Genomic DNA, 24,986 nt, shown 5'->3' on the forward strand with positions numbered 1-24,986 from the left:
ATTCCCCGCCTCTTCCGATTCACACAGCCCCTATGAGCAAAGCCCCCGTTCCGCCCGGATCCGCCCTTGATTCCGCACCGGAATCCGCCGCCCGCCCGCGCGAGCGCCGCCAGCGGGTGCAGGCCGCCGAGACCGGCATGACGGTGCTCAAGGGCCTGGCCCGCCTGGGCGGACGCGCCAGCCTCACCGCGCTGGCCGCGCACGTGGACGAAAGCCCGGCCAAGGTGCACCGCTATCTGATGAGCCTGATCGCCGAAGGCCTGGTCGACCAGGAGGTCGCCACGCAGCAGTACCACCTGGGCCTGGAGGCGCTCTTTGTCGGCGTGGCCGCCATGCGCCAGGCCGACCCCTTGCGCATCGGCGAACCGGCGCTTGTCCGCCTGCGCGAGAGCCTGGCCGTGACCTGCTTCATCGCGGTCATGGGCAACAAGGGGCCGACCATCGTCCGCTTCGAAGAGCCGGGCCTGCCGGTGACGGTGAACGTGCGCGTGGGCTCGGTGCTGTCGATGCTGTGGTCGGCCACCGGCCGCGCCTTCCTGGGCGCGCTGGACGAGGCGCCCGTCCAGGCGCTGGCGCTGGCCGAACTGGCCGACGCTCCGCCCGACATGCGGGCCCTGCTGGACCGCGACGACCCGATAGGCGCGTTGCGCCGCGAAGTGCGCGCCGCCGGCTGCGCCACGGTGAAGGACACGAACCTGCGCGGCATCAGCGCCGTGTCGGCGCCGCTGTACGACCACACCGGCCGGCCGTGCGCGGTGCTGACGGCCCTGGGCGCAACGGGCGGCTTCGACGTGTCGGCGGACGGCGCGGTGGTGGCGGCGGTGAAGAAAGAGGCGCTGGCGGCGAGCGTGGCGCTGGGGTACGTGGCGGGCTGAACGGCGGGCCTGGCGGCTTACGAACCCGTCACCGGCAGCTTCCCCAACGCATCCCTGAAATCCGGATACTCCTTCAAGAACGCCTCGTTCTTCTCGAACCGCTTCACCAGCCGGTCATCCACCGTCAGATTCAGCACCGTCTCCCGATCCCACAGCCGGGGCCGTTTCTTCACGTGGATCAGCACCTTCTCCGTGAACTCCTTGTAGGAGTCGTGGGGCTCGCAGTGTTCGTAGTCCGTGGCGACGCGCCGCGCGATGCCGGCTTCCAGCCCCACTTGGCGCGCCTTTTCCTGCAGCCATGACGCGGGCAGCGTCTGCAGGCTTCCGTCCTGGTATCCGCCGCCGATGTCGGAATGCGCGCCGATGAACCAGCGCTGCTCCACCGGGCGGCCGGGCGGACGCGGTCCCGAATCGCCCAGGCGGGTCCATAGCGTCGGGAGGTAGGGCTCGCGGTACTCGTTGGTGGCGATGGCGTGATAGGCGTGGTGGACGTGGTTGCTGAGTTCGGTGTCGTGGAAGTTGTAGAACTTGGAGAAGCCAGGAAAGGAGATGCCGCCCACGGGGATTCCCAGGCTGCCCACCGTGTCCCAGACGCCGACGAAATGCAGGTCGGTTTCACGCGAGAACCTGGCGCGGAACGCGGCGGCTTCGGGAGAGGAGGGGAGACAGTCGTCGCGATACAGCGCGTAGGCTTCGGCGACGCCCTCGCCGGTCGGGTTCTTCAGCAGCCCGCACTTGCGGACCATGCCCGCCAGGCTGCGGGCGGAGTACGCGCCGCGGCTGAAGCCGAAGAGGAAGATGAGGTCGCCGGCGTCATGGCGTTGGCAAAGCCAGCGGTAGCCTTGCTGGATGTTGGCCGACAGCCCCGCGCCGAAGGCGCCGCCCATGAACTTGTCGATGGCGGCCCACAGGCCCTGGCCCTGCGTGCCGACGCCTTCGACGTAGAGCGTCTCTTGCGTGCTGGTCTCGGGCGCGGCTTTATAGAGCTCGTAGGCGTTGGTGCGATCGTTGGGTTCGTTCCAGGTCCCGTCGAAGAATACGGCAAGGTTCTTCACCATGATCGTCTCCACAGATTGAGTCTTTCGCTGCATCTGCTGCTGGCATGGCCCACGCCCGCGGGACGTACGCTATCACGCGGCCGGCGGATTGCCGGACGCGTGATTTCCCTGCTGAAGGGATGTACACCATCTTTCTGACTAGCTAATAAGCGGCAAACCGGCCCGCGCCCCTGGGAGACCGGGGAACACCCAAAAAAGGGGTGCGGCATCACTGCTGCGCAAGTCGCAATCCGCGCCGCGACGGATGGTATCCAGCGCGGCGCGGCGCCCATAAGGCGTTCAGGCGATCTCGAAGCGCACGTCGACGTTGTCGCGGATGGCGCGCGAGTATGGGCAGATCTGGTGCGCGGTTTCGACCAGCAGCTGCTTTTGTCCGGCATCAAGGCCAGGGAGCGAAACCGCCAGGATCACGCCCAGCGCGAAGTTCGCGCCGCCGTCGACCTTGCCCAGCGACACGCTGGCGTCGATGGCCACGTCCGCGGGCACGGCGATTCCGTGGGTCGCGCCGGCGCGTTTCATCGCACCCATGAAGCAGGCGGAGTAGCCCACTCCGAACAGCTGTTCGGGGTTGGTGCCGGGCTTGCCCGATCCGGGCGGGCTGAGCGTCACGTCCAGCGCGCCGTCGCTGCTGCGGCCGGCGCCGTCGCGGCCGCTGGTGGTGTGGGTCTGCGCGGTGTAGAGAACCTGTTCGAGTTGCTTTGCCATGATGGCTCCTGGGTGGCGGCGCGGCGTGGCCGCGCAAGTGGGTAGGAGCCTGCATTGCAACAAGCCGCCGTATCCGCCATGTGTCGGCGGGGCGCCCCGATTGCGTCCTGGCGTATCGCGGCGGCCGCGGGATACGCTGCGATACATAGCTTTGCGGAAGGCGGCGTTGGCGACCGTGGCGGCATTGGGGTATGTTGCGCCGTGGGCGGCATGGAGCCGCGCGCATCATTCAAAGAAGAAGGACATCATGGGACGTCTCGCCATCCTCGGCGCCCTGCACGAAGAAATCGCCGACCTGCTTGCCGCCATGGATCCCGGCGCGGCCATCCACCGCATCGCCATGCGCGACTTTCACGTCGGCACGCTGTGGGGCACGCCCTGCGTGATCGCGCTGAGCCGCATCGGCAAGGTGGCCGCCTCGGCCACGGCCTCCATCGTCATCCAGGAATTCCAGGTGTCGCGAGTGATCTTCACCGGCCTGGCGGGCGGCCTGCATCCGCGGGTGCGGGTGGGCGACGTGGTCGTGGCCAATGCCCTGATGCAGCACGATATGGATGCGCGCCCCTTGTTCGACCGGCACGAGATTCCCTTGCTGGGACGCGTGCGCTTCGATGCCGATCCGGCCTTGAGCGCGGCGCTGAGGGCCAGCGCCCAGGATTTCGTGCGCAACGGCGTGTTGCCGCCTTCTTCGGCGGAAACCACGCGGGCGCAGCCGCAAGTCCACCATGGCCTGATCGCGACCGGCGACGTCTTCGTCAATGACAACGACCTGGCCCATGCGCTGCGCGAGCGTCTGCCCGAGGCGCTGTGCCTGGAAATGGAGGGCGCCGCCATGGCGCAGGTCTGCCATGAGTTCGGCATTCCTTTCGCCGTGATGCGCGTGATCTCCGACAGCGCCGACCATGCCGCCCGCGCCGACTTCACGGATTTCCTGGTGAACCTGGCGCGGCTGTACACGGCAGGGATCCTGAAGCCGCTGCTGATGTCGGGCGCGCTGCGGGACGCCTAGCGTCTACGGCTGCGCGGGGCGGCCGGCATCCTCGTCCGGAGCGATCCTGACTTCGGCCGACAGGCCGCCGCCTTCGCGGTTGCTCAGGATCAGCCTGCCGCCGACGGCCGCCGCCAGTTGCTGCGCGATCGCCAGTCCCAGGCCGGTGCCGCCGGTGTCCCGGCTGCGCGAGCTTTCCAGGCGATAGAAGGGCTCAAGCACGGCGTCCAGTTCGCCGGCGGGTATGCCGGGTCCGCGATCCAGCACGAAGATCGACAAGTGCGCGCCGTCCTCTGCCGCCACGCGCACTTCGGCCGCGCCTGCAAACTTCAGCGCGTTGTCGATCAGGTTGCCCAGGATGCGGCGCAGGGCATGCGGCCGGGTATGGATCGGCGCCTCGCAATGCCCGTCCAGCGCGACCTGCTTGCCCGTGTCCTGGTAGTCGCACACCAGGCTGTCCAGGAAGGCGTTCAGGTCTATCCGCGCGGGCGCTTCCGCCTTGCCGTGCGCGCTGCGGGCGTAGTCGATGCCCTCGCGCACCAGCCGTTCCACTTCTTCCAGGTCCTGGGCCAGCTTGTCGCGGTCGGCGGAAGGCTCCATGAACTCCGTGCGCAGCTTCATGCGGGTGATCGGCGTCTGCAGATCGTGCGAGATGGCGCCCAGCATCTGCATGCGTTCGGCCACGTGGGCGGAGATGCGGTCCTGCATTGCATTGAAGGCGGTGGCGGCATGCGCCACTTCGGCGGGACCGGCTTCGTCCAGCAGCGGGCTTTTCGCGTTCGGGTCCAGATCCTCGGCCGCCTGGGCCAGCCGCGTCAGCGGGCGGACCGCCAGGCGCACGGCGAGCCACGCGCAGCCGATCAGGAGCAGCAGCTGCACGCCCAGCACGACCAGCAGCCATGGCGCCGGCTGCATCCGGGAGAGTCGGATGTCCAGCACCGCCGGCTGGCCGTCCGACAGCACGACTCGCGCCTGGATATGCCGCGGATCGCCCGCCATGGCGCGTATCGTCAGCGGCCGGGCGCTGCCCAGCGCCGCCTCGATGGCGTGCGCGGCGGTGCGCGCCGCATCCGTGCCCAGGGGCTGGTCGGCTTCGCCGTTGCCCAGCAGGTACTGGCGGTTGTTGCTGGACAGGCGCGGCAGCCAGGCCGGGCGTTCCGCGGCGGGCAGGCGGTCCAGGATGTCCATGGCGATGGCGACGTCGCGCTCCAGGTCGCCCAGCATCATGCTGCGGGTGGCGTTGTAGCGTTCGTAGAAGAGCGAGGAGAACGACAGGCCATAGGCCAGGATCAGGCCCGCCAGGAAGATCAGGAACAGCCGGGCGACCAGCGTGCGGGGCCAGGCGCGGCGGCGCGGCGCGGCGGCGGTCACTGATCCGCGTCCGATACGTCGACCGCGGCGGAGAAAACATAGCCTTCGCTGCGGACCGTCTTGATGTACAGGGGCTCGCGCGCGTCCTCGCGCAGGCGCTGGCGCAAGCGGCTGACCAGCAGATCGATCGACCGCCCGAAGAGGTCGGCGTCCCGGCCTTGCGTCAGGTTCAGCAGCTGGTCCCGGTTGAGCACGCGCTGCGGATGGTCCAGGAAGACGCGCAGCAGCCGGTATTCCGCCCCGCTGAGCGACACGATGGTGCCGTCGGCGTCCAGCAGGTGGCGGGCGGTGGTGTCCAGCCGCCAGTCGCCGAACGCGATCTCGCGCCCCGGCTCGGTCACCTGGAAGTTGGGCGGCAGCATCCGCGTGCGGCGCAGGATGGCCTTGATGCGCGCCAGCAGTTCGCGCGCCACGAAGGGCTTGACCAGATAGTCGTCGGCGCCCATCTCCAGGCCCAGGACGCGGTCCATATCGTCGCTGCGCGCCGTCAGCATCAGGATGGGAATGCGGCGGTGCTTGCCGCTGCGCAGTTCCCGGCACAGCACCAGGCCATCGTCGCCCGGCATCATGATGTCCAGCACGATCAGGTCGACATCCAGGCCTTCCAGCAGGGAGCGCATCTGCCGGCCGTCGGCCGCAAGCGTCACGGTCAGGCCGTTCTTCCTGAGGAAGTTGCCGGCGAGCTCGCGTATTTCCCGATCGTCGTCGACGATCATGACGTGATCAATGCGATCCATCTGGGTGCGCCTTTCTGGGTGATGGCGGCGCGCCGGGAGCGGCGCGCTTTAGCGGTGCAGGGATTTTATCCAAGGCGGCTCCTAGCGCTCGCCCGGGGGCAGGGGATCCCGGCGCGGGCGGGTGTTCGAGATCAGCTGGCACTGGAACGGCTTGGCGGCTTCCGCGCTGAAGCCGCCGAACATCAGCAGCAGGACCGCAAGCAGGCGTTTCATGGGGGTCTCCGGATGCAGGGCGTGCAGGGGTTATAGCGCCGGAAGACGCGCGTTGTGTGTCGTACTGTGTACGCCCCGGCGGCGGATACACACGCTTGAAAAATTCCGCCAATCCGGCACAAGCCGGATACGTGCCGCGGGTGCAATGGGGCCTCTTTCCAAAGGACGACCCCCATGGACCTGATCAACACTCCCATCGCCCTGCTCGCCGGCATGCTGACTATCGCGTCGCCTTGCGTGCTGCCCTTGCTGCCGGTGCTGCTGGGCACTTCGCTGGAACGCCCGGACCGGCTGCGTCCCTTGTTCGTGGTGTCCGGCTTCGTGCTGGCGTTTGCCGGCCTGGGCATCGCGCTCAGCGTCTTGTCCAACCTGAATGAGTCGGTGCATGAAGCCGTGCGGTCCACGTCGATCGGCCTATTGGCGTTGTTCGGCCTGGCGCGGATCTGGCCCCAGCCCTACGACCGCCTGATCGCCCGCGTGGGCGGGCCGCTGCAGCGCCTGGCCTTCGGCGCGGGCGGAGCCGGCAACGGCAACGCCGGCGGCTTCCTGCTGGGCCTGTCGCTGGGCGCGGTATGGACGCCCTGCGCGGGGCCTGTCCTGGCGTCGATCCTGGTGCTGGCCGCCAAGGCGCAAGACCTGGGCCAGTCCAGCGCCTTGCTGCTGGCGTTCGCCATCGGCGCGGGCATCCCCATGCTGGCGATCGCCTACGGCGGGCAGGCCATCGCGGTCCGGGCGCGCGGGCTGACCCGCTACACGCACCGCCTGCAGCAAGGCTTTGGCGTGCTGCTGGTCCTGACCGCGGCCGCCATTTATTTCCAGTACGACGTCCTGGCCTACGCCTGGATCAGCAACCTGTTTCTGTGACCCCAAGGAGTTCGATATGTTTGCCACGTTCAAGAAGATTGCCCTGGGCGCGCTGCTGGCCGCCTCCGTGATGCACGGTTCCGCGCAGGCCGCGCCGGCGTCCGTTTCCGCGCCGGAATTCACCGGCATCGAAAAATGGCTCAACAGCGAGCCGCTGACGATGGAGTCGCTGCGCGGCAAGGTGGTGCTGGTGGATTTCTGGACCTACACCTGCATCAACTGCATCCGCACGCTGCCGTACGTCACGAGCTGGCACCAGAAGTACAAGGACCAGGGGCTGGTGGTGGTGGGCGTGCACACGCCGGAGTTCCCGTTCGAGCGGTCTACCCCCAATGTGGAAAAGGCCTTGCAGCGCTTCGGCATCGCGTATCCGGTGGCCCAGGACAACCGCTATGGCACCTGGGAAGCCTACCGCAACCAGTATTGGCCGGCGGTGTACCTGATCGACAAGCAGGGCAGGATCGTCTATCGCCACTTCGGCGAAGGCAGGTACCGGGAGACCGAAGCGGAGATCCAGCGCCTGCTGGCGCAGCCGGGTTAGGGCGGCCGCGGCGCTTACCGGCCCGTATCCGGGTAGTTCGGCCCGGCGTCATGGAAGCCGCCGCTGCTGTAGGGATTGGCCGCGCCGGGATGGGGCGGGCCGCCCGGGCCGGCGGCGCAGCCGCTGAGCAGCAAGGCGGCGGCAAGCAGGGAAAGCAGGTGCATCGCAGGGGATTTCATGGCGAGTCTCCTGCGCCTGCGCATCGGCAGGCGCGTGGCTTGCAGCTTATTTGACGATTATAGGGCGCGCGCAAAACAAGCCCGGCGGCATCTGGCGATAGATGCCGCCGGCTTTTTCATCCTTGGATGTTTCTCAAGTTCTTGGTCCTGGCCCGCGGCTGGTCGCAGCGATCCCGATAGGCCTTCACCGCGCCGGAATCCGCCGGCTGAAAGTAGGGATGCGGATAGCCGGCTTCGCGCATGGCGTCGTACATGCGCCGGCCCCACACGCATTGGCGCTGGGCCTCGTCCCACAGCCGCGCCGCCTGTTCCGGCTGGCCGTTGCGCCACAGCGCCAGGCCGTAGTCGGCCACCATTTCCTGGTCGCGCGGCAGCTCGCGGTAGGCCAGGCGCATCAGGCGCAAGCCTTCGTCGGCTTGGCCTTTCAAGCTCAGGATCCAGCCCAGCGTGCCCTGGTTGTAGGGGCGGGGGCCGGACTGCCGGATGGACTGGCGCGCTTGCGCCTCGGCTTGCGGCAGATAGTCCGGAAAGTCCGCCAGGTAGTAGGCGGTGTCGTTGGCCCAGTCCCGCCCGTCCTCAAGCCGCGCGCGGCCGCGTTTGGACTGGCGCTGCTGCAGCACGATGGCGTCGGCCAGCGCCAGGTCCGGCATGCCCAGCAGGCGTTCGAGGTTGAGACGGTCGCGCAGCACCGGGGACTCGGTGGGCTTGAGCGATTCCGGGAAGCGCCATAGCCGCGCCTGCATGAGCCAGTGGCGGGCCAGTTCGGGCTGGCCCGCCATCAGCAGCACATGGGCCAGGTCCAGCTGCTGCCGCGGGCTGGCCGAGCAGCGCATGGCGTCGATCAGCTGCCGGGCGCCTTGCGCGTCGTCCTGGCTGAACTTGCGGTTGATGGCGTCCAGTTCGTCGAAGCACGCGCGCTCGTCGGTGACGGGCGCGTCGATGGACAGCGAGATGGAGCCGGCCGGCATGTCGTGGCTGAAGTAGGCCGTGGCGCCCTGGCGGGTGGTGTAGCCCAGGTCCACCCATTGTTCGCCCCAGCGCTGGTGCATGGTCATGATGTAGGGCCACGCGGGCAGCGGCGCGCCGTCGTTGCTGGAGTTGAGCTGGAAGAAGTGCCCCCACGGACCGTCGCCGATGCGGCGTATCAGCGTGAAGTCACCGCCGGCATGGGGCTGTTCGGTCCAGACCCAGGCGGTCTGGCCCCGCCCGTCGGTGACGCCATGCAGGATGCCGTCCTGGCTGGGGGTGTCGCGGATGGACTCGTCCTTGCCGGCCAGGAACAGCCGGTACGGCGTGTTGGCGGCCGGCTCGCCGCCTTTGCTGTTCAGCAAGGTCAGGATCAGGCTGCGGCCGTTGTCGCCCCGGCCGTACTGGGGCATGCCGTCGGGCGCGCCCTTGGCGGCGCGCTTCTGGCCGGGCGCGAGGTCCGCGCCCAGCGCGGGGGCTGCCGCCTGGCCGAGCAGGAGCGCGCCCGCCAGCAGTAGCGGGTAAAGCCGGTGTTGCTTGGGAATCGTGGGCACTGCTTGGGATCTCGGCGTGGGGCCCCGGGGGAGGGCGGGCGGCCATTCTCTCAAATATTGGCCAGGGGCAGGCCGCCGGCTGCGTCCGGCGGCAAGCTGTGGCATCCTGCCCGCCTTGCCCACCCGCTGCGCGGCACCCTGCCTGCTTCCCGCCATGCCGAAACTGCTTCCGCGCGTTTGTGATTTCCTGCTGCTGTCCGCCGCGGCGGCGCTTTTTGGCGCCTGCCTGACCTCCGTGCTGACGACCGGGACCTATGGCTGGACGGTTCCCGACGCGCCCTATATGTACGAACCGCGCGACTTCTTCATCGACGCCGCGCTGGCGGGCCTGGCCGGTCTGCTGGTGCTGGCGCTGGCCGAACGCGTGCCCAAGGTGCGGGTATCGGCCCCCTGGCGGGCGGCGGCGACGCTGGCCGCGGCGCTGGTCTCCCTGTACGCGGCGCCGCCGTCCCCCCTGGTGTTCGGCAATACCTGGGCGCCTGGCGAGGCGACGCGGGAATTGTTTCTGGCGCAAATGCACATGGTCCTGCCCATCGCGCTGGCGGTGCTGGCGCTGCGCTGGGGGCTGCGCCGGTATTTGCGCTAGGATTGTCGGCAATTACCCCCCGCCTCCCCTGGAGAATCCCGCGCATGACCTCCCTAGATTCGTTTGCCATCACGAAGAAGTGGCCCGCCCAGCATCCCGACCGCATCCAGCTCTATTCGCTGCCCACGCCCAACGGCGTGAAGGTGTCGATCCTGCTGGAGGAAACCGGCCTGCCTTACGAGCCGCACCGGGTCAGCTTCGATTCCCAGGACCAGTTGTCGCCCGAATTCCTGTCGCTCAGCCCGAACAACAAGATCCCGGCCATCCTCGACCCCAACGGGCCCGACGGCAAGCCGCTGGCGCTGTTCGAGTCCGGCGCCATCCTGATCTACCTGGCCAGCAAGACCGGCCAGTTCATCCCCGCGGACACGGCGGGGCGCTACGAGACGCTGCAATGGGTGATGTTCCAGATGGGCGGCATCGGGCCGATGTTCGGCCAGCTTGGCTTCTTTCATAAATTCGCGGGCAAGGAATACGAAGACAAGCGCCCGCTCGAGCGCTACACGGCGGAGTCCAAGCGCCTGCTGGCCGTGCTGGACCAGCGCCTGGAAGGGCGCGACTGGGTGATGGGCGACCAATACACGGTCGCCGACATCGCGATCCTGCCCTGGGTGCGCAACCTGGTGGGCTTCTACGGCGCGGGAGATCTGGTGGAATTCCACAAGTTCAAGAACGTCGCCCGCGTGCTGGAGGCCTTTGCCGCCCGCCCGGCCGTGGTGAAAGGGCTGAGCATTCCGGGCTGATCCATGGAACTGCGCCAGCTCCGTTATTTCGTGCGCGTTGTCGAGGCGGGCAGCATCGGCCGGGCGGCCACGTCGATCGGCATGGTCACGTCCGCGCTCAGCCAGCAGATCAGCCGGCTGGAAGGCGAGCTCTCGACCCGCCTGCTGCAGCGCAGCGCCAGCGGCGTGGTGCCCACGGATGCGGGGCTGGCGTTCTTCCGCCAGGCGCAGCTGGCCCTGCGCCATGCGGACGACGCGGTCCAGGCGGCCCAGCAGGCGCGGCTGGCCGGCCACGTCAGCGTCGGCCTGTCGTCCACCACGGCGGCGATCCTGGGGGCGCCTTTCCTGCAGGCCATGAACGAGCGCTACCCCGATATCCGCCTGCATCTGGTCGAGGCGCTGTCGGGCCATCTCAGCGACATGCTCAACGGCCGCCTGCTGGACCTGGCCATCGTCTTTCACGCCGAGTCCGCGCGCCGCTGGAGCATCATGCCGCTGCTGGACGAGCCCCTGTTTCTCTGCGCCCGGCGCGATATGCCGGGCCTGCCCCCCGGCGACACGACGCGGCTCGAAGCGATCGCGGACCTGCCGCTGGTGCTGCCCAGCGGCCGCCACGGCCTGCGGGCGCTGGTCAATAACGCCTTCCTGCAGCTGGGTCAGACGCCCCGGGTGGTGGCCGAGGTCGACGGCCTGTCGCTGCTGATGGACGTGGTCCAGCTGGGCATCGCCGCCACCATCCAGCCCAGTTCGGCCACGGCGCGCATCGCGCCCGGCCAGTTGCACATGCTCCGCATCGACGACGCGAACCTGTTCCGCCCCAATCTGCTGGCCAGCCTGTCGGAAGACGAGCTGTCGCCCGCGGCGCTGGCCGCCCGGCTGGTGCTGGCCGATGTGTCGCGCATGCTGGCCCGGGACGGAAAATGGGCGGTCGTCGCCCTTCACGATTCGTGAAGACCCGTTGACGCCCGCCTGATATCCCGGCGCCGCGCCGCCCGGTAGAGTCTGCTCCTTGAATTGGGGAAGATGGCATGGTTGACGTCTTGGTGGTGGGTGGGGGCAATGCGGCGCTGTGCGCGGCCCTGATGGCGCGCGAGGCCGGCGCCAGCGTGTTGCTTCTAGAGGCGGCGCCTTCGGCCTGGCGGGGCGGGAACTCGCAGCACACGCGCAATCTGCGCTGCATGCACGATGCGCCGCAGGACGTGCTGACCGACGCGTACCCCGAGGAAGAATACTGGCAGGACCTGCTCAAGGTGACGGGCGGACTGACCAACGAACACCTGGCGCGGCTGGTCATCCGCGAGTCCTCCACCTGTCGCGACTGGATGCGCCGGCATGGCGTGAACTTCCAGCCGCCGCTGTCGGGGGCGCTGCACGTGGCGCGCACCAATGCCTTCTTCATGGGCGGCGGCAAGGCGCTGGTCAATGCCTATTACCGCAGCGCCGAGGCGCTGGGCGTGAAGATCCGCTACAACGCCCCGGTCGACTCGCTGGAACTGGACAACGGCCGCTTCGTGGCGGCGCGCATCGGCGAGGAACGCATCGAGGCCCGCGCCTGTGTGCTGGCCGCCGGCGGCTTCGAGTCCAACCGCGAATGGCTGCGCGAGGCCTGGGGCCAGAACGAGCGCGGCGAATGGCCGGCCGACAATTTCCTGATCCGCGGCACGCGCTTCAACATGGGCGTGCTGCTGAAGTTCATGCTGGACGCCGGCGCGGACAGCATCGGCGACCCTTCCCAATCGCACTGCGTGGCCATCGACGCCCGCGCGCCGCTGTATGACGGCGGCATCTGCACGCGCATCGATTGCGTGTCGCTGGGCGTGGTGGTCAACCGGGAGGCCGTGCGCTTCTATGACGAGGGCGAGGACTTCTGGCCCAAGCGCTACGCCATCTGGGGCCGCCTGACCGCCATGCAGCCGGGCCAGATCGCCTATTCCATCATCGACGCCAAGGCGATCGGCCGCTTCATGCCGCCGGTGTTCCCCGGCGTGAAGGCCGATACCCTGCCCGAACTGGCTGAAAAGCTGGGCCTGGACCCCGCCACCTTCGAGCAGACCATACGCCAATACAACGCGTCGTGCCGCGTGGGCAAGTTCGACCACACCGCGCTGGACGACTGCCACACCGAAGGCCTGGCGCCCGCCAAGACGCACTGGGCCCGGCCCATCGACACGGCGCCGTTCTACGGCTATGCCTTGCGGCCCGGCATCACCTTTACCTATCTGGGCCTGAAGGTGGACGACACCGCCGCGGTCCGGTTCAACGACCAGCCCAGCGACAACCTGTTCGTCGCGGGCGAAATGATGGCCGGCAATGTGCTGGGCAAGGGCTATACGGCGGGGGTGGGCATGTCCATCGGCACGGCCTTCGGCCGCATCGCCGGCACCCGGGCCGCCGCCGCCGCGCGCCGCCAGCAACCTGCGGGAGCACAACATGAAGCAGCTTGAAGCCCTGGCCCGCGAGGCGCAGTCGTTCTCCAACAGCCACTCCGGATCCGGGCCGGCCATGGCCGAACAGCCCGTGCATTTCCACGGCAGGAACGCCAAGCCGCTGGCCGAAACGCTGACGGACGACGAAGCCGAAGTGGCGCGCGTCATGCAGATCTGCAACGCCTGCCGCTATTGCGAAGGGTTCTGCGCGGTGTTTCCCGCCATGACCCGCCGCCTGGAATTCGGCAAGGCCGACCTGAACTACCTGGCCAACCTGTGCCACAACTGCGGCGCCTGTCTGCACGCTTGCCAGTACGCGCCGCCGCACGAGTTCGCGGTGAACGTGCCGCAGGCCATGGCCAAGGTCCGGGTGCAGACTTACACCGACTACGCATGGCCGGCCGCGCTGGGCGCGCTGTACAAGCGCAACGGGCTGGCCCTGTCGCTGGCCACGGCCGCCGGCATGGCGCTGTTCCTGGTGCTGGCGGTGCTGATGGCGGGCGGCCTGTTCCATGAGCCGATGGCGGGCAATTTCTATGCCGTGTTCCCGCACAACACGCTGGCGCTGATGTTCGGCGTGGTGTTCGGATTCTCCATGCTGGCGCTGGGCGTGGGCGTGACGCGTTTCTGGCGCAACGTCAGCCCGGGCGCGGCGTCGGGCGCCGCGGTGGCGGAGGCCGCGCACGACGCGCTGCGCCTGCGCTACCTGGACGGCGGCCACGGCAAGGGCTGCAACAACGCCGACGACGCCTTCACCCTGTGGCGCCGGCGCTTCCATCACTTCACGTTCTACGGCTTCATGCTGTGCTTTGCGGCCACCTGCGTGGCCACGCTGTACCACTACCTGCTGGACCAGCAAGCCCCGTATCCGTTCTGGAGCGCGCCGGTGCTGCTGGGCACCACGGGCGGCATCGGCCTCTTGATCGGCCCGGCCGGCCTGCTGTGGCTGAACATCAAGCGTCATCCGCAACAGGGCGACGCGGCGCAAAAGCCGATGGACCGCGGGTTCATCATGCTGCTGTTCCTGACCAGCGCCACGGGCCTGGCCTTGCTGGCGGGCCGCGACGGCAGCGCGATGGCCCTGCTGCTGGCGATCCACCTGGGCGTGGTGATGGCGCTGTTCCTGACCTTGCCCTACGGCAAGTTCGCGCACGGCATCTATCGCTCGGCCGCGCTGCTGAAGTGGTCCATCGAAAAACGCCAGCCCAACAAGCTGCAGCTGGGCTCCGACTGAACGGACCGGCCTCATCGCGGGCATGACGGCGCCCTGGAAGGCGCCGCAACCGACAACAAACCTGGAGACTTCAATGTTCCGTACCCGACTGCTGGCGCGCGTTGCGCTGGCCGCCTGTCTGACGCCGGCGCTGCCGGCGGCGCACGCGCAATCCTTCCCCGCCAAGCCCATCACGCTGGCCGTGCCGCATTCGGCCGGCGGCACCTCCGACATCCTGGCGCGCACGGTCGCCGCCGAGGCGGCCAAGACGCTCGGCCAGACCATCGTCATCGACAACAAGGGCGGCGCCAACGGCACCATCGCGGCCAAGCAGGTGGCGACATCCGCGCCGGACGGCTATACGCTGCTGCTGGCCACCGCCAGCACGCACGGCATCAACCCGTCGCTGTATTCGCGCATCTCCTATGACGCCGTCAAGGACTTCACGCCTGTCACCCTGCTGGCCACCGTGCCCAACGTGCTGGTGGTGGGCCCGAACGTAAAGGCGGCCAATGTGCAGGAACTGATCGCGTACATCCGCTCGCAGGGCGACAAGACCAACATGGGATCGGCGGGCGCCGGCACGCCGGGCCACCTGGCCGGCGAGATGTTCAAGAGCGAGGCCAAGCTCGAATTCACGCACGTGCCCTACAAGGGCGGCAGCCCCGCCATCACGGACCTGATCGGCGGGCAGATCGATTTCATGTTCACCACCATCCCAGGCGTGCTGCCGCACGTGAAGGCGGGCACGCTGCGCGCGCTGGCCGTCACGTCGCCGGAGCGCTCGTCCGCGATGCCCGAGGTGCCGACGATGGCGGAATCGGGCCTGCCGGGCTTTCAGGCCGTGTCCTGGCACGGCATCGTCGCGCCCGCCGGCACGCCCGACGCGGTGGTGGCCAGGCTGAACGAGGCATTGGGCGGCGCCCTGGCCGCGCCGGACGTGAAGCAGCGCCTGATGGAAGAGGGCGCGCGGGCGTCCGGCGTGAACACCGCCGAGTTCGGCAAGTTCATCCAAACGGAAATCGCGGCGTGGGCGAAGGCCGTGAAGGACTCGGGCGCGACCGCCAATTGATGCGCGGCACGGCCCGTCCGGGCCGCGCTGTGTTGCCGGCGGGCGGGCGCCGCCGGCGGGCAATGACGCCATGCTAGGATGGCCCGCATGCTGATTGCCGCCTTGCTCTCCATGCTTGCCCTGGCCTCGGGCAACGCCGCCGACTACGACCTGCCGTGCCTGTACGCGGACAAGGAAACGGGCGGAATGCTGGAGCGCGCCGACCATTGTGCCCGCGCCGCCGGCGACTCCGTGGAATTCCAGCCCCAGGCGCTTGAGCGCATGGATTTCGAAGGCGACGGCCTGTCGCCCGTGTTCACCAACCGCTCCTGGCATTGGGTGCGGCCCGATGGCCGCGCCGTGGCGGTCGTCACTTTCGACAACGGCGCCGACGACTTCGAAGACGGACTGGCGCGCGGTCCCTGGGCCGGCGGCATGGCCTATTTCGACAAGCAGCTCAACCGCGTGCTGGCCACGCCCTACGATTGGGGCGACCGGTTCAGCGGCGGCCTGGCCGCCGTGTGCAAGGGCTGCCGCGCCATGCGGACGCCGGATGGCGAGCACAGCTACTTGGCGGGCGGCGAATGGGGCGCGATCGACCGCCAGGGCAGGCTCGCGCTGCCGCTGCGGCCCGATGCGGCGTCCTTGCAGCGCGAGATCGAAGCGCGCCGCTAGGCGCTGCCCAGTAGTTTGCCCAGCGTCGCCATCCCTTGCTCCATCCCGGAATTCCAGGGATGCCCGTGGTTCAGGCGCAGGAAATTCCCGAAGGCGCCCGACGCCGAAAACAGCGGACCCGGCGCAATGCTGATGCCGTGGTCCAGCGCGGCGCGGTGCACCTTCAGCGTGTCGATATGCGCCGGCAGTTCCACCCACACGAAGTATCCGCCGGCCGGCCGCGTGGCGCGCGTGCCCTTGGGGAAGTAGCGGGCAATGGCCTGCAGCAGTTCGCCCTGCTGCAAGGCCAGCGCCTGGCGGAACTGCCGCAGATGGCGGTCAAAGCCGCCTTTTTCCAGGTAGGCCGCGATGGCGGCCTGCGTGGGGGCGGCGGTGGCCAGGCTGGTGGTCAGCTTGTTGCGCATGATCTTGCGGGTGTAGCGGCCGCCGGCCACCCAGCCCACCCGGTAGCCCGGCGCCAGCGTCTTGGAAAACGAAGAGCAGTGCATCACGATGCCCTCGGTGTCGAAGGCCTTGGCGGGCCGCGGCCGGGTCTCGCCGAAGTACAGCTCGCCGTACACGTCGTCCTCGATCAGCGCCACGCCGTGCCGCGTCAGCAGCCTGACCAGCGCTTCCTTTTTCTCGTCGGGCATCAGGCTGCCCAGCGGGTTCTGGAAGGTGGTCATCAGCCAGCAGGCGCGCGGGCGGTGGCGCAGGATGGCCGCTTCCAGCGCCTGCAGGTCGATGCCTTCGCGCGGATGCGTGGCCACTTCGATAGCGTGCAACTGGTTGCGCTCCAGCGACTGCAGCGCGGCGTAGAACGTGGGGGACTCGACGATCACCGCGTCGCCGGGGTTCGTGACCGCCGCCAGGCACAGGTTCAGCGCGTCCAGCGCGCCGTTGGCGATGACGATGTCGTCCACCGGCACGGACAGGCCGTCCGCCAGGTAGCGCAGGGCGATGGCGCGGCGCAGGGCGGCGTCGCCGGGGCTGAGATCGTCGATGGATCCCCACGGGTCCAGCTTCTGGACCGTGGCCGCCATGAACTTGGCCAGCCGGCCGTAGGGCAGCAGCGAAGGGCTGGGAAACGCGGAGCCGAACGGCAGCATGTCGCGCCGCAAGGTGGCGTTGAGCACCTGCAGCACGTTGTCGCTGACGTCCACCGGATGGCGGCCCGCGCTGGCGCTGGACAGGCCGTCCGGCTCGGGCAGCGCGGCGTGCGGCGCGCGCAGCACGTAATAGCCCGAGCGGTCGCGCGCGCGGATCAGGCCGCGCGCCTCCAGCAGGTAATAGGCCTTGAACACCGTGGACGGACTGACTCCGCGGCTGGCGCTGGTCTGCCGCACCGACGGCAGGCGGTCGCCCACCTGCAGCAGGCCCGACAGGATGGAGGCGGTGATTTCTTCGGTCAGGCGTTCATAGCGCTTCATGGAGGATCCGTGTGCGGGATGCAGGGGGTCAGGTGGACATGCCGATGGATCTCATGACCAGGCGCAGCGCGTAGGCCGCCACGCCCAGCGCGAGGACGCTGCAGGCCCAGATCGCCGCCAGCCACAGCAGGCGGCTGCGCCACGAGGGCAGGGAAGGTTGCGTGCCGTTCATCAATGGAACTCCTCGCCGGTGCGCACCTTGCCCCGGAACACGTAGTACGACCAGGCGGTGTACATGAGAATAATCGGAATGATCGCCAAGGCTCCCACCAATGCGAAGCCCTGGCTTTGCGGGGGCGCAGACGCCGTCCAGATGGAGACGTCGGGCGGGATGATCGCGGGCCAGATGCTGATGCCCAGGCCGCTGTAGCCCAGGAACACCAGGGCCAGCGACAGCACGAAGGGGCCGGCGGCCGGCAGGCCCTTGACGCGGCGGATCAACTCGAAGCCCGCCGCGGCCACCAGCAGGGGCACCGGGAAGAACCAGAACATGTTGGGCAGGCTGAACCAGCGCTGCGCGATCTGCGGCTGCGCAAGCGGCGTCCAAACGCTCAGCGCGGCGATGACGGCCAGCAGCGCCAGCGTCAGCGGCCGCGCGATCTCGCACATGTGGCGATGCAGCCGGCCTTCGGTCTTCATGATGAGCCACGTGCAGCCCAGCAGCGCATAGGCCGCCACCAGCCCCGCGCCGGTGAACATCGAAAACGGGCTGATCCAGTCCCAGGGCCCGCCGGCGTAGGCGCGGTTCACGACCGGGATGCCTTCGATGTAGGCGCCCAGCGTGACCCCCTGGAAAAACGTGGCGCACACGGAGCCGAGGACGAAGGCGCGGTCCCACAGCGGGCGGTGGTGCTCGTCGGCCTTGAAGCGGAACTCGAAGGCCACGCCGCGAAAGACCAGGCCCAGCAGCATGAAGACCAGCGGCAGATGCAGCGCGCTCAGGATCACCGAGTAGGCCAGCGGAAACGCCGCCATCAGGCCCGCGCCGCCCAGCACCAGCCAGGTCTCGTTGCCGTCCCACACAGGCGCCACGGTATTGACCATCGCGTCGCGCTCTTCGCGGTCGGTGATCAGCGGAAACAGGATGCCGATGCCCAGATCGAAGCCATCCATGATCACGTACATCATCACGCCGAACAGGATGACGACGGCCCAAATCAGTGCAAGGTCGATGCCCATGGCCTCATGCTCCCGAATGCTTGCGTTGCGCGGGCTCGATGCCCGCCAGGGTGGACGCGGCGGACAGCGGCCGCGACGGCTGGCGCGGTTCGCCCGGGCCGCCGGACAGCGGCGCGTGGCCGGGCGCGGGGCTGGGGCCCATGCGGATCAGGCGCAGCATGTAGGACACGCCCGCGCCGAACACCAGCAGGTACACCGCCACGAAGAGCGCCAGGGTCAGCGTCAGTTCGCCCACGCCGTGCGGCGTGGCGGCGTCCGCCGTGCGCATGACGCCATACACCACCCAGGGCTGGCGCCCGATCTCGGTGACGTACCAGCCGGCCAGCATGGCCACGATGCCGGACGGCCCCATCCACAGCGCGCAGCGGTGCAGCCAGCGCGACTCGTACAGCCGGTGCCGCCAGCGCGCCCACAGCGCCCACGCGGCCAGGGCGATCATCAAGAGGCCCAGCCCCACCATGACGCGGAACGACCAGAACACCACGGCGGAGTTGGGCCGGTCTTCGGGCGGGTAGGACTTCAGCCCGGGGAACTGGCCGTCCCAGCTGTGCGTGAGGATCAGGCTGCCCAGGCGCGGGATGTTCACGGCGTAGCGCGTTTCCTCGCGCTCCATGTCGGGGATGCCGAACAGCGTTAGCGGCACGCCCGCGCCCGGCTCGTTTTCCCAATGCCCTTCGATGGCGGCGATCTTGGCGGGCTGGTGCTTGAGCGTGTTCAGGCCATGGAAGTCGCCCACCACCGCCTGCAGCGGCGCCACCAGCAGCAGCATGCCCATCGCCATCGCGAACATCTTCTTCACCGCCGGGCTGCGGTCGCCGCGCAGCAGATGCCAGGCGCCGGACGCGCCCACCATCAGCGCGGTGGCCAGGAAGGCGGCAATGCCCATATGCGCCAGGCGGTAGGGGAAGGACGGGTTGAAGATCACCGCCAGCCAGTCCGTGGGCACCACGCGCCCGTCCAGGATCTCGTAGCCGGCGGGCGTCTGCATCCAGCTGTTGGACGCGAGGATCCAGGTGGCCGACACCAGCGTGCCCAAGGCCACCATGACGGTCGAAAAGAAATGCAGGCCGGGGCCCACGCGCGACCAGCCGAACAGCATCACGCCCAGGAAGCCGGCTTCCAGGAAGAAGGCGGTCAGCACCTCATAGGCCAGCAGCGGGCCGGTGACGCTGCCCGCGAAATCGGAGAAGAAGCTCCAGTTGGTGCCGAACTGGTAGGCCATCACCAGGCCGGATACGACGCCCATGCCGAAGTTGACGGCGAAGATCTTGGTCCAGAAGTGATAGAGGTCCCGGTAGACGGTCTTGCCCGTGCGCAGCCAGAAGCCCTCCAGCACTGCCAGGTAGCTGGCCAGCCCGATGGTGATGGCGGGAAAGACGATGTGAAACGAGATGGTGAAGCCGAACTGTATTCGGGCTAGCAATAGCGCGTCGCTATCCATGGCGGTATTCCTGACTTTCGTGGCCAGCGCTGGCAAACCGCCACAAGACGGCGTGCGCTGACGGGTGTTGACCTGCACCACGAAGGTAGGACTTTGGCCGTGATTAGTACAGATTCAGAGAGACGATAAAAAAGCGGATCAGTTTGCGGCTGATCCGCCGGAACAGGCGGTGTTCCATAGGGAAATTCACTGTGCTGTTAACACTGGCGATTCCGCCTGGTTACAAAAAAAGCAGTACAGAGCAAGACGCTGCATCCCTTGATCCGGCCCCCGGAAAAGGGGCCTGCCTACGCGCTGGCGACCTGCTTCCAGGGCTGACGTTGCGCGCGCTGGCTCAGCCACACGCTGCCCACCACGATCGCCATCCCGGCCAACTGCGCGGCGCTGAGGCTCTGGCCCAGCAGCCCCCAGCCCAGCAGCACCGCGGAGATCGGGCTCAGAAAGCCCAGCGACGACACCACCGCGGGCTCCAGCCGCGCCACGCCGCGAAACCACAGCACATAGGTCAGCGCCGCGCCGATCAGCCCCAGGTAGGCCAGGCCCAGCACGTTCAGCGGGGTCAGCGGCGGCAGCGACGGCTCGGCCAGCAGCGCCGCCGGCGCCAGCAGGATGCCGCCCGCCGTCAATTGCCAGGACGTGAAGGTCAGCGCCGACACGGGCGGCTGCCAGCGGCGGCTCAGCACCGTGCCCAGCGCCATCGACACGGCGCTGGCCAGGCCGGCGGCGATGCCGACCGGGTCCAGCGCGGCCTTGGGGCCGAGGACCAGCAGCGCGACCCCGGCAAGCCCGGCCACGGCGGCAACGACGGACAGGCTGCGCACGGGCGAGCCCAGCAGGGCTCGGGCAAGCCCGATCACGACCAGCGGCTGGATGGCGCCCAGCGTGGCCGCCACGCCGCCGGGCAGGCGATAGGCGGCGACGAACAGCAGCGCCCAGAACACCGAAAAGTTCAGCGCCCCAAGCACGAGGGCGCGCAGCCACCAGATGCCTTGCGGCAGCTGGCGCACGGCCAGCAGCAGCAGGATGCCGGCGGGCAGGGCGCGCAGCATCGCGACCGTCAGCGGGTAGTCCGGCGGCAGCATCAAGGTGGTGACCACATAGGTGCTGCCCCAGATGGCGGGGGCCAGCGCGGTCAGAAGCAGGTCGGTGTTGCGGCTCATGGCGGTTCGCTCCGGCGGCGCTCAGGCCAGCTCCAGCACGTCCAGGATCGGACGGCGCGGCTTTTGCGGCCAGTTGCCTTCCTTGGCGTAACCCATGGCGACCAGCATGACGGGCACCTCGTCCTGCGCCAGGCCGAAGGCCGCCGCGACGCCTGCCGGGTCGAAGCCGGTCATCGGGCTGGCGGCCAGGCCTTGCGCCTGCCCGGCCAGCATCAGCGTCGAGGCGCCGAAGGTTGCGCTGCGCACCGCCTCGTCGCGCTGGGTCTGCGGCGAATCGGCGTAGAGCTGGCTGGCCGCGGATTCCCATGCCTGCACCATGCCGGCCGGCATGAAGCCCGCCTCCACCGACGGGCGCAGGCGGTCGGCCATCCACGAGGCCTGCGGCAGCACGCCCACCACGATGAAGGTCACCGCCGCGTCGGTGACCTTGGGCTGGTTCCAGGCCAGTTCGCGCAGGCGGCGGCGGCCCTCGCGGCTGCGCACGGCGATGAAGCGCCAGTTCTGCAGGTTGAAGGCGCTGGGCGCGCGCGTGGCCCAGGAAATCAGCGTGTGGATGCGGTCGTCGTCCAGCTCGCGGGCCGGGTCGAAGGCGTTGACGGAATTGCGCTGCGCAATGGCGTCGGTCAGGGCGTGGTTCATGTCGGTCGTCCAATCAGGGCGGTGTATTGCCGGCGCGGCGGGTGTGCGCCGGCTCCATGACCACAGGCTAATTGAATGCTCGCTTCGCGATAATATCCATTTCAATGTCAATATCATTCACTATGGGTGAATAATCGATGGACCATCTGACCGCCCTGAAGGTATTCAGAAAAGTGGTGGAGCAGGGGGGCTTTGCCGCGGCCTCGCGCCAGCTCGGTTTGTCGCCGGCGGCGGTCAGCAAGAACATCGCCGAACTGGAGGCCCACGTCGCCGCGCGCCTCTTGAACCGCACGACCCGCCGCATGAGCCTGACCGAAGCCGGATCGCGGTACTACGAGCAGGTGGCGCGCATCCTGGACGACCTGCACGAAGCCGAGCAGTCGCTGGGGCCGATGCAGCAGGCGCCGTCGGGCACGCTGCGCGTGAGCGCGCCGATGTCCCTGAGCCTCGTCCGGCTGTCCGCCGCCATCCCCCGCTTTCTTGAGCGCTATCCCCTGGTGTCGCTGGACCTGAACCTGGAGGACCGGCGCGTCGACATCGTGAAGGAAGGCTTCGACCTGGCCATCCGGGGCAGCGACCGGCTGGAGGATTCCAGCCTGGTGGCGCGCAAGCTGATGACGCTGGACCATGTGCTGTGCGCCGCGCCCGCCTACTTCCAGCGCCACGGCGTGCCGGACTCGCCGCAGGCCTTGCGCGGGCTGGAGTGCGTGCAATTCACGCTGTCGGGCCATGCGGACGAATGGACCTTCCAGCGCGCGGGCCAGACGCATCGCGTGCCGGTGCGGGGGCGCTACAAGGTCAGCTCCAGCCTGGCGGTGCGCGATGCGCTGCGCGCGGGCTTCGGCGTGAGCCTGGTGCCGCGCGTGTATGTGCAGGGCGATCTGGACAGCGGCGCGCTGCAGGCCGCGCTGCAGGACTGGTCGCCCGACCAGACCTTTGTGTATGCGGTGTATCCGTCGCGCCGCCACATGGTGGCCAAGGTGCGCGCGTTCGTGGATTTCCTGCTTGACGAGCTGGACGCGCCGCGCGAGTAGCCGCGGCGCGCCGCCGCGCCGTCAGTACATGTGCTGGCCGCCGTTCATGGCCACGTTGCTGCCGGTCATGAAGCCCGCCGCGTCGCTGCAGATGAACGCCACCAGGGCCCCGATTTCCTCGGGCTCGCCCAGCCGGCCCAGCGGAATCTGCGGCAATATCTTTTCCTTCAGCACCTCCTCGGGCACGGCCTGCACCATGCGCGTGGCCAGGTAGCCCGGCGACACGGTGTTCACCGTCACGCCCTTTTTGGCCAGTTCCAGCGCCAGCGACTTGGTAAAGCCGTGTATGCCCGCCTTCGAGGCGGCGTAGTTGGTCTGTCCGAACGCGCCCTTGCTGCCGTTCACGGACGAGATGTTCACGATGCGGCCCCAGCCCCGGTCCGCCATGGCGCCGCACAGGGGCTGCGTCATGTTGAACATGGAATCCAGGTTGCTGTGCATCACTTCGGCCCAGTTTTCGGCGGTCATCTTGCGCAGGCTGGCGTCGCGGGTGATGCCTGCGTTGTTCACCAGGATGTCGATCTGGCGGCCGTCCTGCTCCAGCTGGCCGGCCAGCGCCTGGCACGAGGCGAAGTCGGCCACGTCCACCTTGTACATGGCGAATTTGCGGCCCTGGGCCGCCTCTTCGGCCACCCACTCCCGCGTGGCGCTTTCGCTGGAGTGGTAGGTGACGATGACGTCGTGGCCGGCGTCATGCAGCGCCACGGCGATGGCGCGGCCCAGGCAGCCGGCCCCGCCCGTGATCAGGGCCGTGCGCTTAGCTGTCATGGCGGGCCCCCGGCATGCTGGCGTCGCGCATGGCCGAGCACGCGGCCGCCATCTGGTTCGACATGGCGGACCACATCTGCGTCAGGGGAGACGCGTCGACGCCCGCGCCGGCGCTGGTGGCGAGCTTGAACCATTCGCTCATCGCCTGTCCCAGGCCGGCCGCCAGCGCGGCCTGCTCTTGCAGCGCGGCATGGGTGATGGCCTGGCTGGCTTCCAGCTGGCATTGCCACCGCTTGCGCGTGATCTCGCCCAGCGCGGGGGCGATCTCCTGCCAGTCGCCGCCCGGCTTCAGCGGGGCCAGGGTGGCAAGGTACTGGCTGGTGTTCTCGGTGGCCAGGCGCTGGCCCAGCGCGATCCACCGCTGCTGGCTTTCCTGCGCAAGCAGCGCCAGGCGCTGGCAATAGGCGGCGTTGGCGCCGGCGAGGCCCTGGGGCATGGAGGCTGTAGTCTTCTTCATCATCCGTCCTTTTAAGAGAAGTGGTAAGGGGCAACGAATACATACTGGCCTCATGCCATCTGGCTGAGGGTCTTGCGAAAGCGGGCCAGGGATAACGCGAACAGGACTGTGCCGATCAGCGCCAGCGCCAGGAAGGGTTGCCACACGACGCTGATGCCCGCGCCGCGATAGAGAATGGCCTGGCCAAGTTCCACGAAATGGGTCGTGGGGGCGGCCAGCATGATGTTCTGCACGAACTCCGGCATGCTTTCGCGCGGCGTGGTGCCGCCGGACAGCATTTGCAGGGGCAGCAGCACCAGTACGAGCAACATGCCGAACTGGGGCATGCTGCGTGCAAGCGTGGCCATGAAGATGCCCATGGAGGTCGTTGCGAACAGGTGCAGCGCCACCCCGGCCAGGAATAGCGCCACCGATCCTTCGACCGGCACGTGCAGCAGGCCGCGCACCACGAACGTCAACGATAGCCCAGCGGACGCCAGTACGACCAGCCCCATCGACCATACCTTGGCAACCATGATCTCGGTCGGCGTCACGGGCATGACGAGCAGATGCTCGATGGTGCCGTGCTCGCGCTCGCGGATCAGCGCCGCGCCGGTCAGGATGATCGACAGCATCGTGACGTTGTTGATGATCTCCATCAGCGCGCCGAACCAGGCCTGCGTCAGGTTCGGGTTGAACCGCATGCGCACTGCCAGGTCCACCGGCAGCTCGGCGGGGGCGCGATAGCGCCTGACGAATTCGTTGATTTCGTCGGTGATGATCTGCTGGATGTAGCTGCTGCCCGTGAACGCCTGGCTCATCCGCGTCGCGTCTACGTTCAGCTGTATCTCCGCCGGCTTGCCGGCCAGCACGTCGCGCTGGAAATTCGGCGGGATGTTGACCGAGAAGGTGTAGCGCCCCGCGTCCATGCCCGCGTCGGCCTCGGCCGACGTGGTCATTTGCGGCGGAGTGAAGTGGGGCGGGTAGAAGGCCGAGGCGATGCGCGCCGACAGCGGGGACGCATCTTCGTCCACCACCGCGATGGGGGCGTTGTGCAGCGTCTCGGGCACGGCGGTGGCGGCGGTGTAGATCATCAGCGTGAACGACACGAGGATCAGGATCAGCATCATCGGGTCGCGGGCCAGGCTCCACAGCTCCTTGACCCCCAGGCGGTAGATATTGGCCAGGCGCCTCAT

Annotated in this window: 28 protein-coding genes; 12 read left to right on the plus strand and 16 right to left on the minus strand. The window is 68.5% G+C overall.

All coding sequences use genetic code 11. The features are described from left to right. The first annotated feature begins 32 nt into the window (after nucleotides 1-32). Nucleotides 33-875, plus strand: coding sequence for an IclR family transcriptional regulator (locus ACFWP0_RS06640; RefSeq protein WP_377840636.1), 843 nt, complete (start codon nucleotides 33-35; stop codon nucleotides 873-875). Nucleotides 876-892: 17 nt separating this feature from the next. Here the strand turns inward: ACFWP0_RS06640 and ACFWP0_RS06645 are convergent, their stop codons facing one another. Together ACFWP0_RS06645 and ACFWP0_RS06650 are read right to left on the minus strand one after the other, a co-directional pair. Continuing rightward, nucleotides 893-1,933: a DUF2235 domain-containing protein gene (locus ACFWP0_RS06645; protein WP_377840638.1), complete on the minus strand. Its 1,041-nt coding sequence runs from the start codon at nucleotides 1,931-1,933 to the stop codon at nucleotides 893-895. 279 nt (nucleotides 1,934-2,212) lie between these two features. Next, nucleotides 2,213-2,638, minus strand: coding sequence for an organic hydroperoxide resistance protein (locus ACFWP0_RS06650; RefSeq protein ID WP_377840640.1), 426 nt, complete (start codon nucleotides 2,636-2,638; stop codon nucleotides 2,213-2,215). 247 nt (nucleotides 2,639-2,885) lie between these two features. Here ACFWP0_RS06650 and ACFWP0_RS06655 point away from each other — a divergent pair, with 247 nt between their 5' ends. Then, nucleotides 2,886-3,647, plus strand: coding sequence for a 5'-methylthioadenosine/adenosylhomocysteine nucleosidase (locus tag ACFWP0_RS06655; protein WP_377840642.1), 762 nt, complete (start codon nucleotides 2,886-2,888; stop codon nucleotides 3,645-3,647). A 3-nt stretch (nucleotides 3,648-3,650) separates the two neighbouring features. Here the strand turns inward: ACFWP0_RS06655 and ACFWP0_RS06660 are convergent, their stop codons facing one another. From ACFWP0_RS06660 to ACFWP0_RS06670, 3 genes are all read right to left on the minus strand, one after another. Continuing rightward, nucleotides 3,651-4,997 carry an ATP-binding protein gene (locus tag ACFWP0_RS06660; RefSeq protein ID WP_377840643.1) on the minus strand — a complete coding sequence of 449 codons (1,347 nt, stop codon included), beginning with the start codon at nucleotides 4,995-4,997 and terminating at the stop codon, nucleotides 3,651-3,653. After that, the gene (locus ACFWP0_RS06665) at nucleotides 4,994-5,734 is read right to left on the minus strand and encodes a response regulator (RefSeq protein WP_377840645.1); all 741 of its coding nucleotides are present in this window, start codon (nucleotides 5,732-5,734) and stop codon (nucleotides 4,994-4,996) included. The genes ACFWP0_RS06660 and ACFWP0_RS06665 overlap by 4 nt, the downstream gene beginning before the upstream one ends. 81 nt (nucleotides 5,735-5,815) lie before the next feature. Further along, on the minus strand, nucleotides 5,816-5,947 hold the full coding sequence (locus ACFWP0_RS06670; protein WP_377840646.1) for a hypothetical protein: 132 nt from the start codon (nucleotides 5,945-5,947) through the stop codon (nucleotides 5,816-5,818). A 174-nt stretch (nucleotides 5,948-6,121) separates the two neighbouring features. On the opposite strand from ACFWP0_RS06670, the gene ACFWP0_RS06675 reads away from it, so the two are divergent. Together ACFWP0_RS06675 and ACFWP0_RS06680 are read left to right on the plus strand one after the other, a co-directional pair. Further along, nucleotides 6,122-6,811, plus strand: a complete 690-nt coding sequence (locus ACFWP0_RS06675) for a cytochrome c biogenesis CcdA family protein (protein ID WP_377840648.1) — start codon at nucleotides 6,122-6,124, stop codon at nucleotides 6,809-6,811. 16 nt (nucleotides 6,812-6,827) lie between these two features. Next, on the plus strand, nucleotides 6,828-7,352 hold the full coding sequence (locus ACFWP0_RS06680) for a thioredoxin family protein (RefSeq protein WP_377840650.1): 525 nt from the start codon (nucleotides 6,828-6,830) through the stop codon (nucleotides 7,350-7,352). 14 nt (nucleotides 7,353-7,366) lie between these two features. Here the strand turns inward: ACFWP0_RS06680 and ACFWP0_RS06685 are convergent, their stop codons facing one another. Together ACFWP0_RS06685 and ACFWP0_RS06690 are read right to left on the minus strand one after the other, a co-directional pair. After that, nucleotides 7,367-7,531 carry a hypothetical protein gene (locus ACFWP0_RS06685; RefSeq protein WP_377840651.1) on the minus strand — a complete coding sequence of 55 codons (165 nt, stop codon included), beginning with the start codon at nucleotides 7,529-7,531 and terminating at the stop codon, nucleotides 7,367-7,369. Nucleotides 7,532-7,647: 116 nt separating this feature from the next. Continuing rightward, on the minus strand, nucleotides 7,648-9,051 hold the full coding sequence (locus ACFWP0_RS06690) for a tetratricopeptide repeat protein (protein WP_377840653.1): 1,404 nt from the start codon (nucleotides 9,049-9,051) through the stop codon (nucleotides 7,648-7,650). A 154-nt stretch (nucleotides 9,052-9,205) separates the two neighbouring features. On the opposite strand from ACFWP0_RS06690, the gene ACFWP0_RS06695 reads away from it, so the two are divergent. The 7 genes from ACFWP0_RS06695 (at nucleotide 9,206) to ACFWP0_RS06725 (ending at nucleotide 15,724) form a co-directional block, all read left to right on the plus strand. Next, nucleotides 9,206-9,637, plus strand: a complete 432-nt coding sequence (locus ACFWP0_RS06695; protein ID WP_377840655.1) for a hypothetical protein — start codon at nucleotides 9,206-9,208, stop codon at nucleotides 9,635-9,637. A 44-nt stretch (nucleotides 9,638-9,681) separates the two neighbouring features. Further along, nucleotides 9,682-10,380, plus strand: coding sequence for a glutathione S-transferase N-terminal domain-containing protein (locus ACFWP0_RS06700; RefSeq protein ID WP_377840656.1), 699 nt, complete (start codon nucleotides 9,682-9,684; stop codon nucleotides 10,378-10,380). Nucleotides 10,381-10,383: 3 nt separating this feature from the next. Beyond that, entirely contained in the window at nucleotides 10,384-11,310 is a 927-nt protein-coding gene (locus ACFWP0_RS06705) for a LysR family transcriptional regulator (protein ID WP_377840658.1), read from the plus strand. 77 nt (nucleotides 11,311-11,387) lie between these two features. After that, nucleotides 11,388-12,803 carry an FAD-dependent tricarballylate dehydrogenase TcuA gene (tcuA, locus tag ACFWP0_RS06710; protein ID WP_377840659.1) on the plus strand — a complete coding sequence of 472 codons (1,416 nt, stop codon included), beginning with the start codon at nucleotides 11,388-11,390 and terminating at the stop codon, nucleotides 12,801-12,803. Continuing rightward, nucleotides 12,790-14,019: a tricarballylate utilization 4Fe-4S protein TcuB gene (tcuB, locus tag ACFWP0_RS06715; RefSeq protein ID WP_377840661.1), complete on the plus strand. Its 1,230-nt coding sequence runs from the start codon at nucleotides 12,790-12,792 to the stop codon at nucleotides 14,017-14,019. Before tcuA ends, tcuB begins: the two co-directional genes overlap by 14 nt. A 73-nt stretch (nucleotides 14,020-14,092) precedes the next feature. Beyond that, complete coding sequence (locus ACFWP0_RS06720; protein WP_377840662.1) at nucleotides 14,093-15,070, plus strand: Bug family tripartite tricarboxylate transporter substrate binding protein; 978 nt, start codon at nucleotides 14,093-14,095, stop codon at nucleotides 15,068-15,070. A gap of 87 nt (nucleotides 15,071-15,157) precedes the next feature. Beyond that, nucleotides 15,158-15,724 (plus strand): WG repeat-containing protein, encoded by a 567-nt coding sequence (locus ACFWP0_RS06725; RefSeq protein WP_377840663.1) that lies wholly within the window; start codon nucleotides 15,158-15,160, stop codon nucleotides 15,722-15,724. On the opposite strand, the gene ACFWP0_RS06730 is transcribed toward ACFWP0_RS06725, so the two are convergent. The 6 genes from ACFWP0_RS06730 to ACFWP0_RS06755 form a co-directional block, all read right to left on the minus strand. Then, nucleotides 15,721-17,133 carry a PLP-dependent aminotransferase family protein gene (locus ACFWP0_RS06730; RefSeq protein WP_377840665.1) on the minus strand — a complete coding sequence of 471 codons (1,413 nt, stop codon included), beginning with the start codon at nucleotides 17,131-17,133 and terminating at the stop codon, nucleotides 15,721-15,723. The two genes, ACFWP0_RS06725 and ACFWP0_RS06730, sit on opposite strands and share 4 nt — an antisense overlap. A gap of 28 nt (nucleotides 17,134-17,161) precedes the next feature. Continuing rightward, a complete protein-coding gene (locus ACFWP0_RS06735; RefSeq protein WP_377840666.1) occupies nucleotides 17,162-17,305 on the minus strand; it encodes a DUF2474 domain-containing protein in 144 nt (47 codons plus the stop codon). Next, nucleotides 17,305-18,312 (minus strand): cytochrome d ubiquinol oxidase subunit II, encoded by a 1,008-nt coding sequence (gene cydB, locus ACFWP0_RS06740; RefSeq protein ID WP_377840668.1) that lies wholly within the window; start codon nucleotides 18,310-18,312, stop codon nucleotides 17,305-17,307. Before cydB ends, ACFWP0_RS06735 begins: the two co-directional genes overlap by 1 nt. A gap of 4 nt (nucleotides 18,313-18,316) precedes the next feature. Next, entirely contained in the window at nucleotides 18,317-19,753 is a 1,437-nt protein-coding gene (locus tag ACFWP0_RS06745) for a cytochrome ubiquinol oxidase subunit I (RefSeq protein ID WP_377840669.1), read from the minus strand. Between the two features lie 287 nt (nucleotides 19,754-20,040). Then, nucleotides 20,041-20,913: an EamA family transporter gene (locus tag ACFWP0_RS06750; RefSeq protein WP_377840671.1), complete on the minus strand. Its 873-nt coding sequence runs from the start codon at nucleotides 20,911-20,913 to the stop codon at nucleotides 20,041-20,043. Between the two features lie 21 nt (nucleotides 20,914-20,934). After that, on the minus strand, nucleotides 20,935-21,552 hold the full coding sequence (locus ACFWP0_RS06755) for a nitroreductase family protein (protein ID WP_377840672.1): 618 nt from the start codon (nucleotides 21,550-21,552) through the stop codon (nucleotides 20,935-20,937). A gap of 137 nt (nucleotides 21,553-21,689) precedes the next feature. Here ACFWP0_RS06755 and ACFWP0_RS06760 point away from each other — a divergent pair, with 137 nt between their 5' ends. Then, entirely contained in the window at nucleotides 21,690-22,586 is an 897-nt protein-coding gene (locus ACFWP0_RS06760) for a LysR family transcriptional regulator (RefSeq protein ID WP_377840674.1), read from the plus strand. Between the two features lie 21 nt (nucleotides 22,587-22,607). Here ACFWP0_RS06760 and phbB read toward each other — a convergent pair whose 3' ends face one another. The 3 genes from phbB to ACFWP0_RS06775 are packed head-to-tail and all read right to left on the minus strand — an operon-like array spanning nucleotide 22,608 to nucleotide 24,986. Then, a complete protein-coding gene (gene phbB, locus ACFWP0_RS06765) occupies nucleotides 22,608-23,354 on the minus strand; it encodes an acetoacetyl-CoA reductase (RefSeq protein ID WP_377840675.1) in 747 nt (248 codons plus the stop codon). Beyond that, on the minus strand, nucleotides 23,344-23,811 hold the full coding sequence (locus tag ACFWP0_RS06770; protein WP_377840676.1) for a hypothetical protein: 468 nt from the start codon (nucleotides 23,809-23,811) through the stop codon (nucleotides 23,344-23,346). Before ACFWP0_RS06770 ends, phbB begins: the two co-directional genes overlap by 11 nt. Before the next feature lie 50 nt (nucleotides 23,812-23,861). Further along, nucleotides 23,862-24,986, minus strand: coding sequence for an ABC transporter permease (locus tag ACFWP0_RS06775; protein WP_377840678.1), 1,125 nt, complete (start codon nucleotides 24,984-24,986; stop codon nucleotides 23,862-23,864).

It is taken from the genome of Achromobacter sp. NPDC058515 (assembly GCF_042721735.1).
Lineage (GTDB): Bacteria > Pseudomonadota > Gammaproteobacteria > Burkholderiales > Burkholderiaceae_B > Achromobacter.

What these genes read in the sequence shown, in the direction of transcription:
- phbB (WP_377840675.1), bottom strand. Translation starts at nt 23,354, where the DNA reads ATGACAGCTAAGCGCACGGCCCTGATCACGGGCGGGGCCGGCTGCCTG.
- ACFWP0_RS06645 (WP_377840638.1), bottom strand. Translation starts at nt 1,933, where the DNA reads ATGGTGAAGAACCTTGCCGTATTCTTCGACGGGACCTGGAACGAACCC.
- ACFWP0_RS06700 (WP_377840656.1), top strand. Translation starts at nt 9,682, where the DNA reads ATGACCTCCCTAGATTCGTTTGCCATCACGAAGAAGTGGCCCGCCCAG.
- ACFWP0_RS06760 (WP_377840674.1), top strand. Translation starts at nt 21,690, where the DNA reads ATGGACCATCTGACCGCCCTGAAGGTATTCAGAAAAGTGGTGGAGCAG.
- ACFWP0_RS06650 (WP_377840640.1), bottom strand. Translation starts at nt 2,638, where the DNA reads ATGGCAAAGCAACTCGAACAGGTTCTCTACACCGCGCAGACCCACACC.
- ACFWP0_RS06665 (WP_377840645.1), bottom strand. Translation starts at nt 5,734, where the DNA reads ATGGATCGCATTGATCACGTCATGATCGTCGACGACGATCGGGAAATA.
- ACFWP0_RS06685 (WP_377840651.1), bottom strand. Translation starts at nt 7,531, where the DNA reads ATGAAATCCCCTGCGATGCACCTGCTTTCCCTGCTTGCCGCCGCCTTG.
- ACFWP0_RS06755 (WP_377840672.1), bottom strand. Translation starts at nt 21,552, where the DNA reads ATGAACCACGCCCTGACCGACGCCATTGCGCAGCGCAATTCCGTCAAC.
- ACFWP0_RS06745 (WP_377840669.1), bottom strand. Translation starts at nt 19,753, where the DNA reads ATGGATAGCGACGCGCTATTGCTAGCCCGAATACAGTTCGGCTTCACC.
- ACFWP0_RS06735 (WP_377840666.1), bottom strand. Translation starts at nt 17,305, where the DNA reads ATGAACGGCACGCAACCTTCCCTGCCCTCGTGGCGCAGCCGCCTGCTG.
- ACFWP0_RS06640 (WP_377840636.1), top strand. Translation starts at nt 33, where the DNA reads ATGAGCAAAGCCCCCGTTCCGCCCGGATCCGCCCTTGATTCCGCACCG.
- ACFWP0_RS06720 (WP_377840662.1), top strand. Translation starts at nt 14,093, where the DNA reads ATGTTCCGTACCCGACTGCTGGCGCGCGTTGCGCTGGCCGCCTGTCTG.
- ACFWP0_RS06775 (WP_377840678.1), bottom strand. Translation starts at nt 24,986, where the DNA reads ATGAGGCGCCTGGCCAATATCTACCGCCTGGGGGTCAAGGAGCTGTGG.
- ACFWP0_RS06680 (WP_377840650.1), top strand. Translation starts at nt 6,828, where the DNA reads ATGTTTGCCACGTTCAAGAAGATTGCCCTGGGCGCGCTGCTGGCCGCC.
- tcuB (WP_377840661.1), top strand. Translation starts at nt 12,790, where the DNA reads ATGAAGCAGCTTGAAGCCCTGGCCCGCGAGGCGCAGTCGTTCTCCAAC.
- ACFWP0_RS06695 (WP_377840655.1), top strand. Translation starts at nt 9,206, where the DNA reads ATGCCGAAACTGCTTCCGCGCGTTTGTGATTTCCTGCTGCTGTCCGCC.
- ACFWP0_RS06705 (WP_377840658.1), top strand. Translation starts at nt 10,384, where the DNA reads ATGGAACTGCGCCAGCTCCGTTATTTCGTGCGCGTTGTCGAGGCGGGC.
- ACFWP0_RS06730 (WP_377840665.1), bottom strand. Translation starts at nt 17,133, where the DNA reads ATGAAGCGCTATGAACGCCTGACCGAAGAAATCACCGCCTCCATCCTG.
- cydB (WP_377840668.1), bottom strand. Translation starts at nt 18,312, where the DNA reads ATGGGCATCGACCTTGCACTGATTTGGGCCGTCGTCATCCTGTTCGGC.
- ACFWP0_RS06655 (WP_377840642.1), top strand. Translation starts at nt 2,886, where the DNA reads ATGGGACGTCTCGCCATCCTCGGCGCCCTGCACGAAGAAATCGCCGAC.
- ACFWP0_RS06750 (WP_377840671.1), bottom strand. Translation starts at nt 20,913, where the DNA reads ATGAGCCGCAACACCGACCTGCTTCTGACCGCGCTGGCCCCCGCCATC.
- ACFWP0_RS06675 (WP_377840648.1), top strand. Translation starts at nt 6,122, where the DNA reads ATGGACCTGATCAACACTCCCATCGCCCTGCTCGCCGGCATGCTGACT.
- ACFWP0_RS06770 (WP_377840676.1), bottom strand. Translation starts at nt 23,811, where the DNA reads ATGAAGAAGACTACAGCCTCCATGCCCCAGGGCCTCGCCGGCGCCAAC.
- tcuA (WP_377840659.1), top strand. Translation starts at nt 11,388, where the DNA reads ATGGTTGACGTCTTGGTGGTGGGTGGGGGCAATGCGGCGCTGTGCGCG.
- ACFWP0_RS06670 (WP_377840646.1), bottom strand. Translation starts at nt 5,947, where the DNA reads ATGAAACGCCTGCTTGCGGTCCTGCTGCTGATGTTCGGCGGCTTCAGC.
- ACFWP0_RS06725 (WP_377840663.1), top strand. Translation starts at nt 15,158, where the DNA reads ATGCTGATTGCCGCCTTGCTCTCCATGCTTGCCCTGGCCTCGGGCAAC.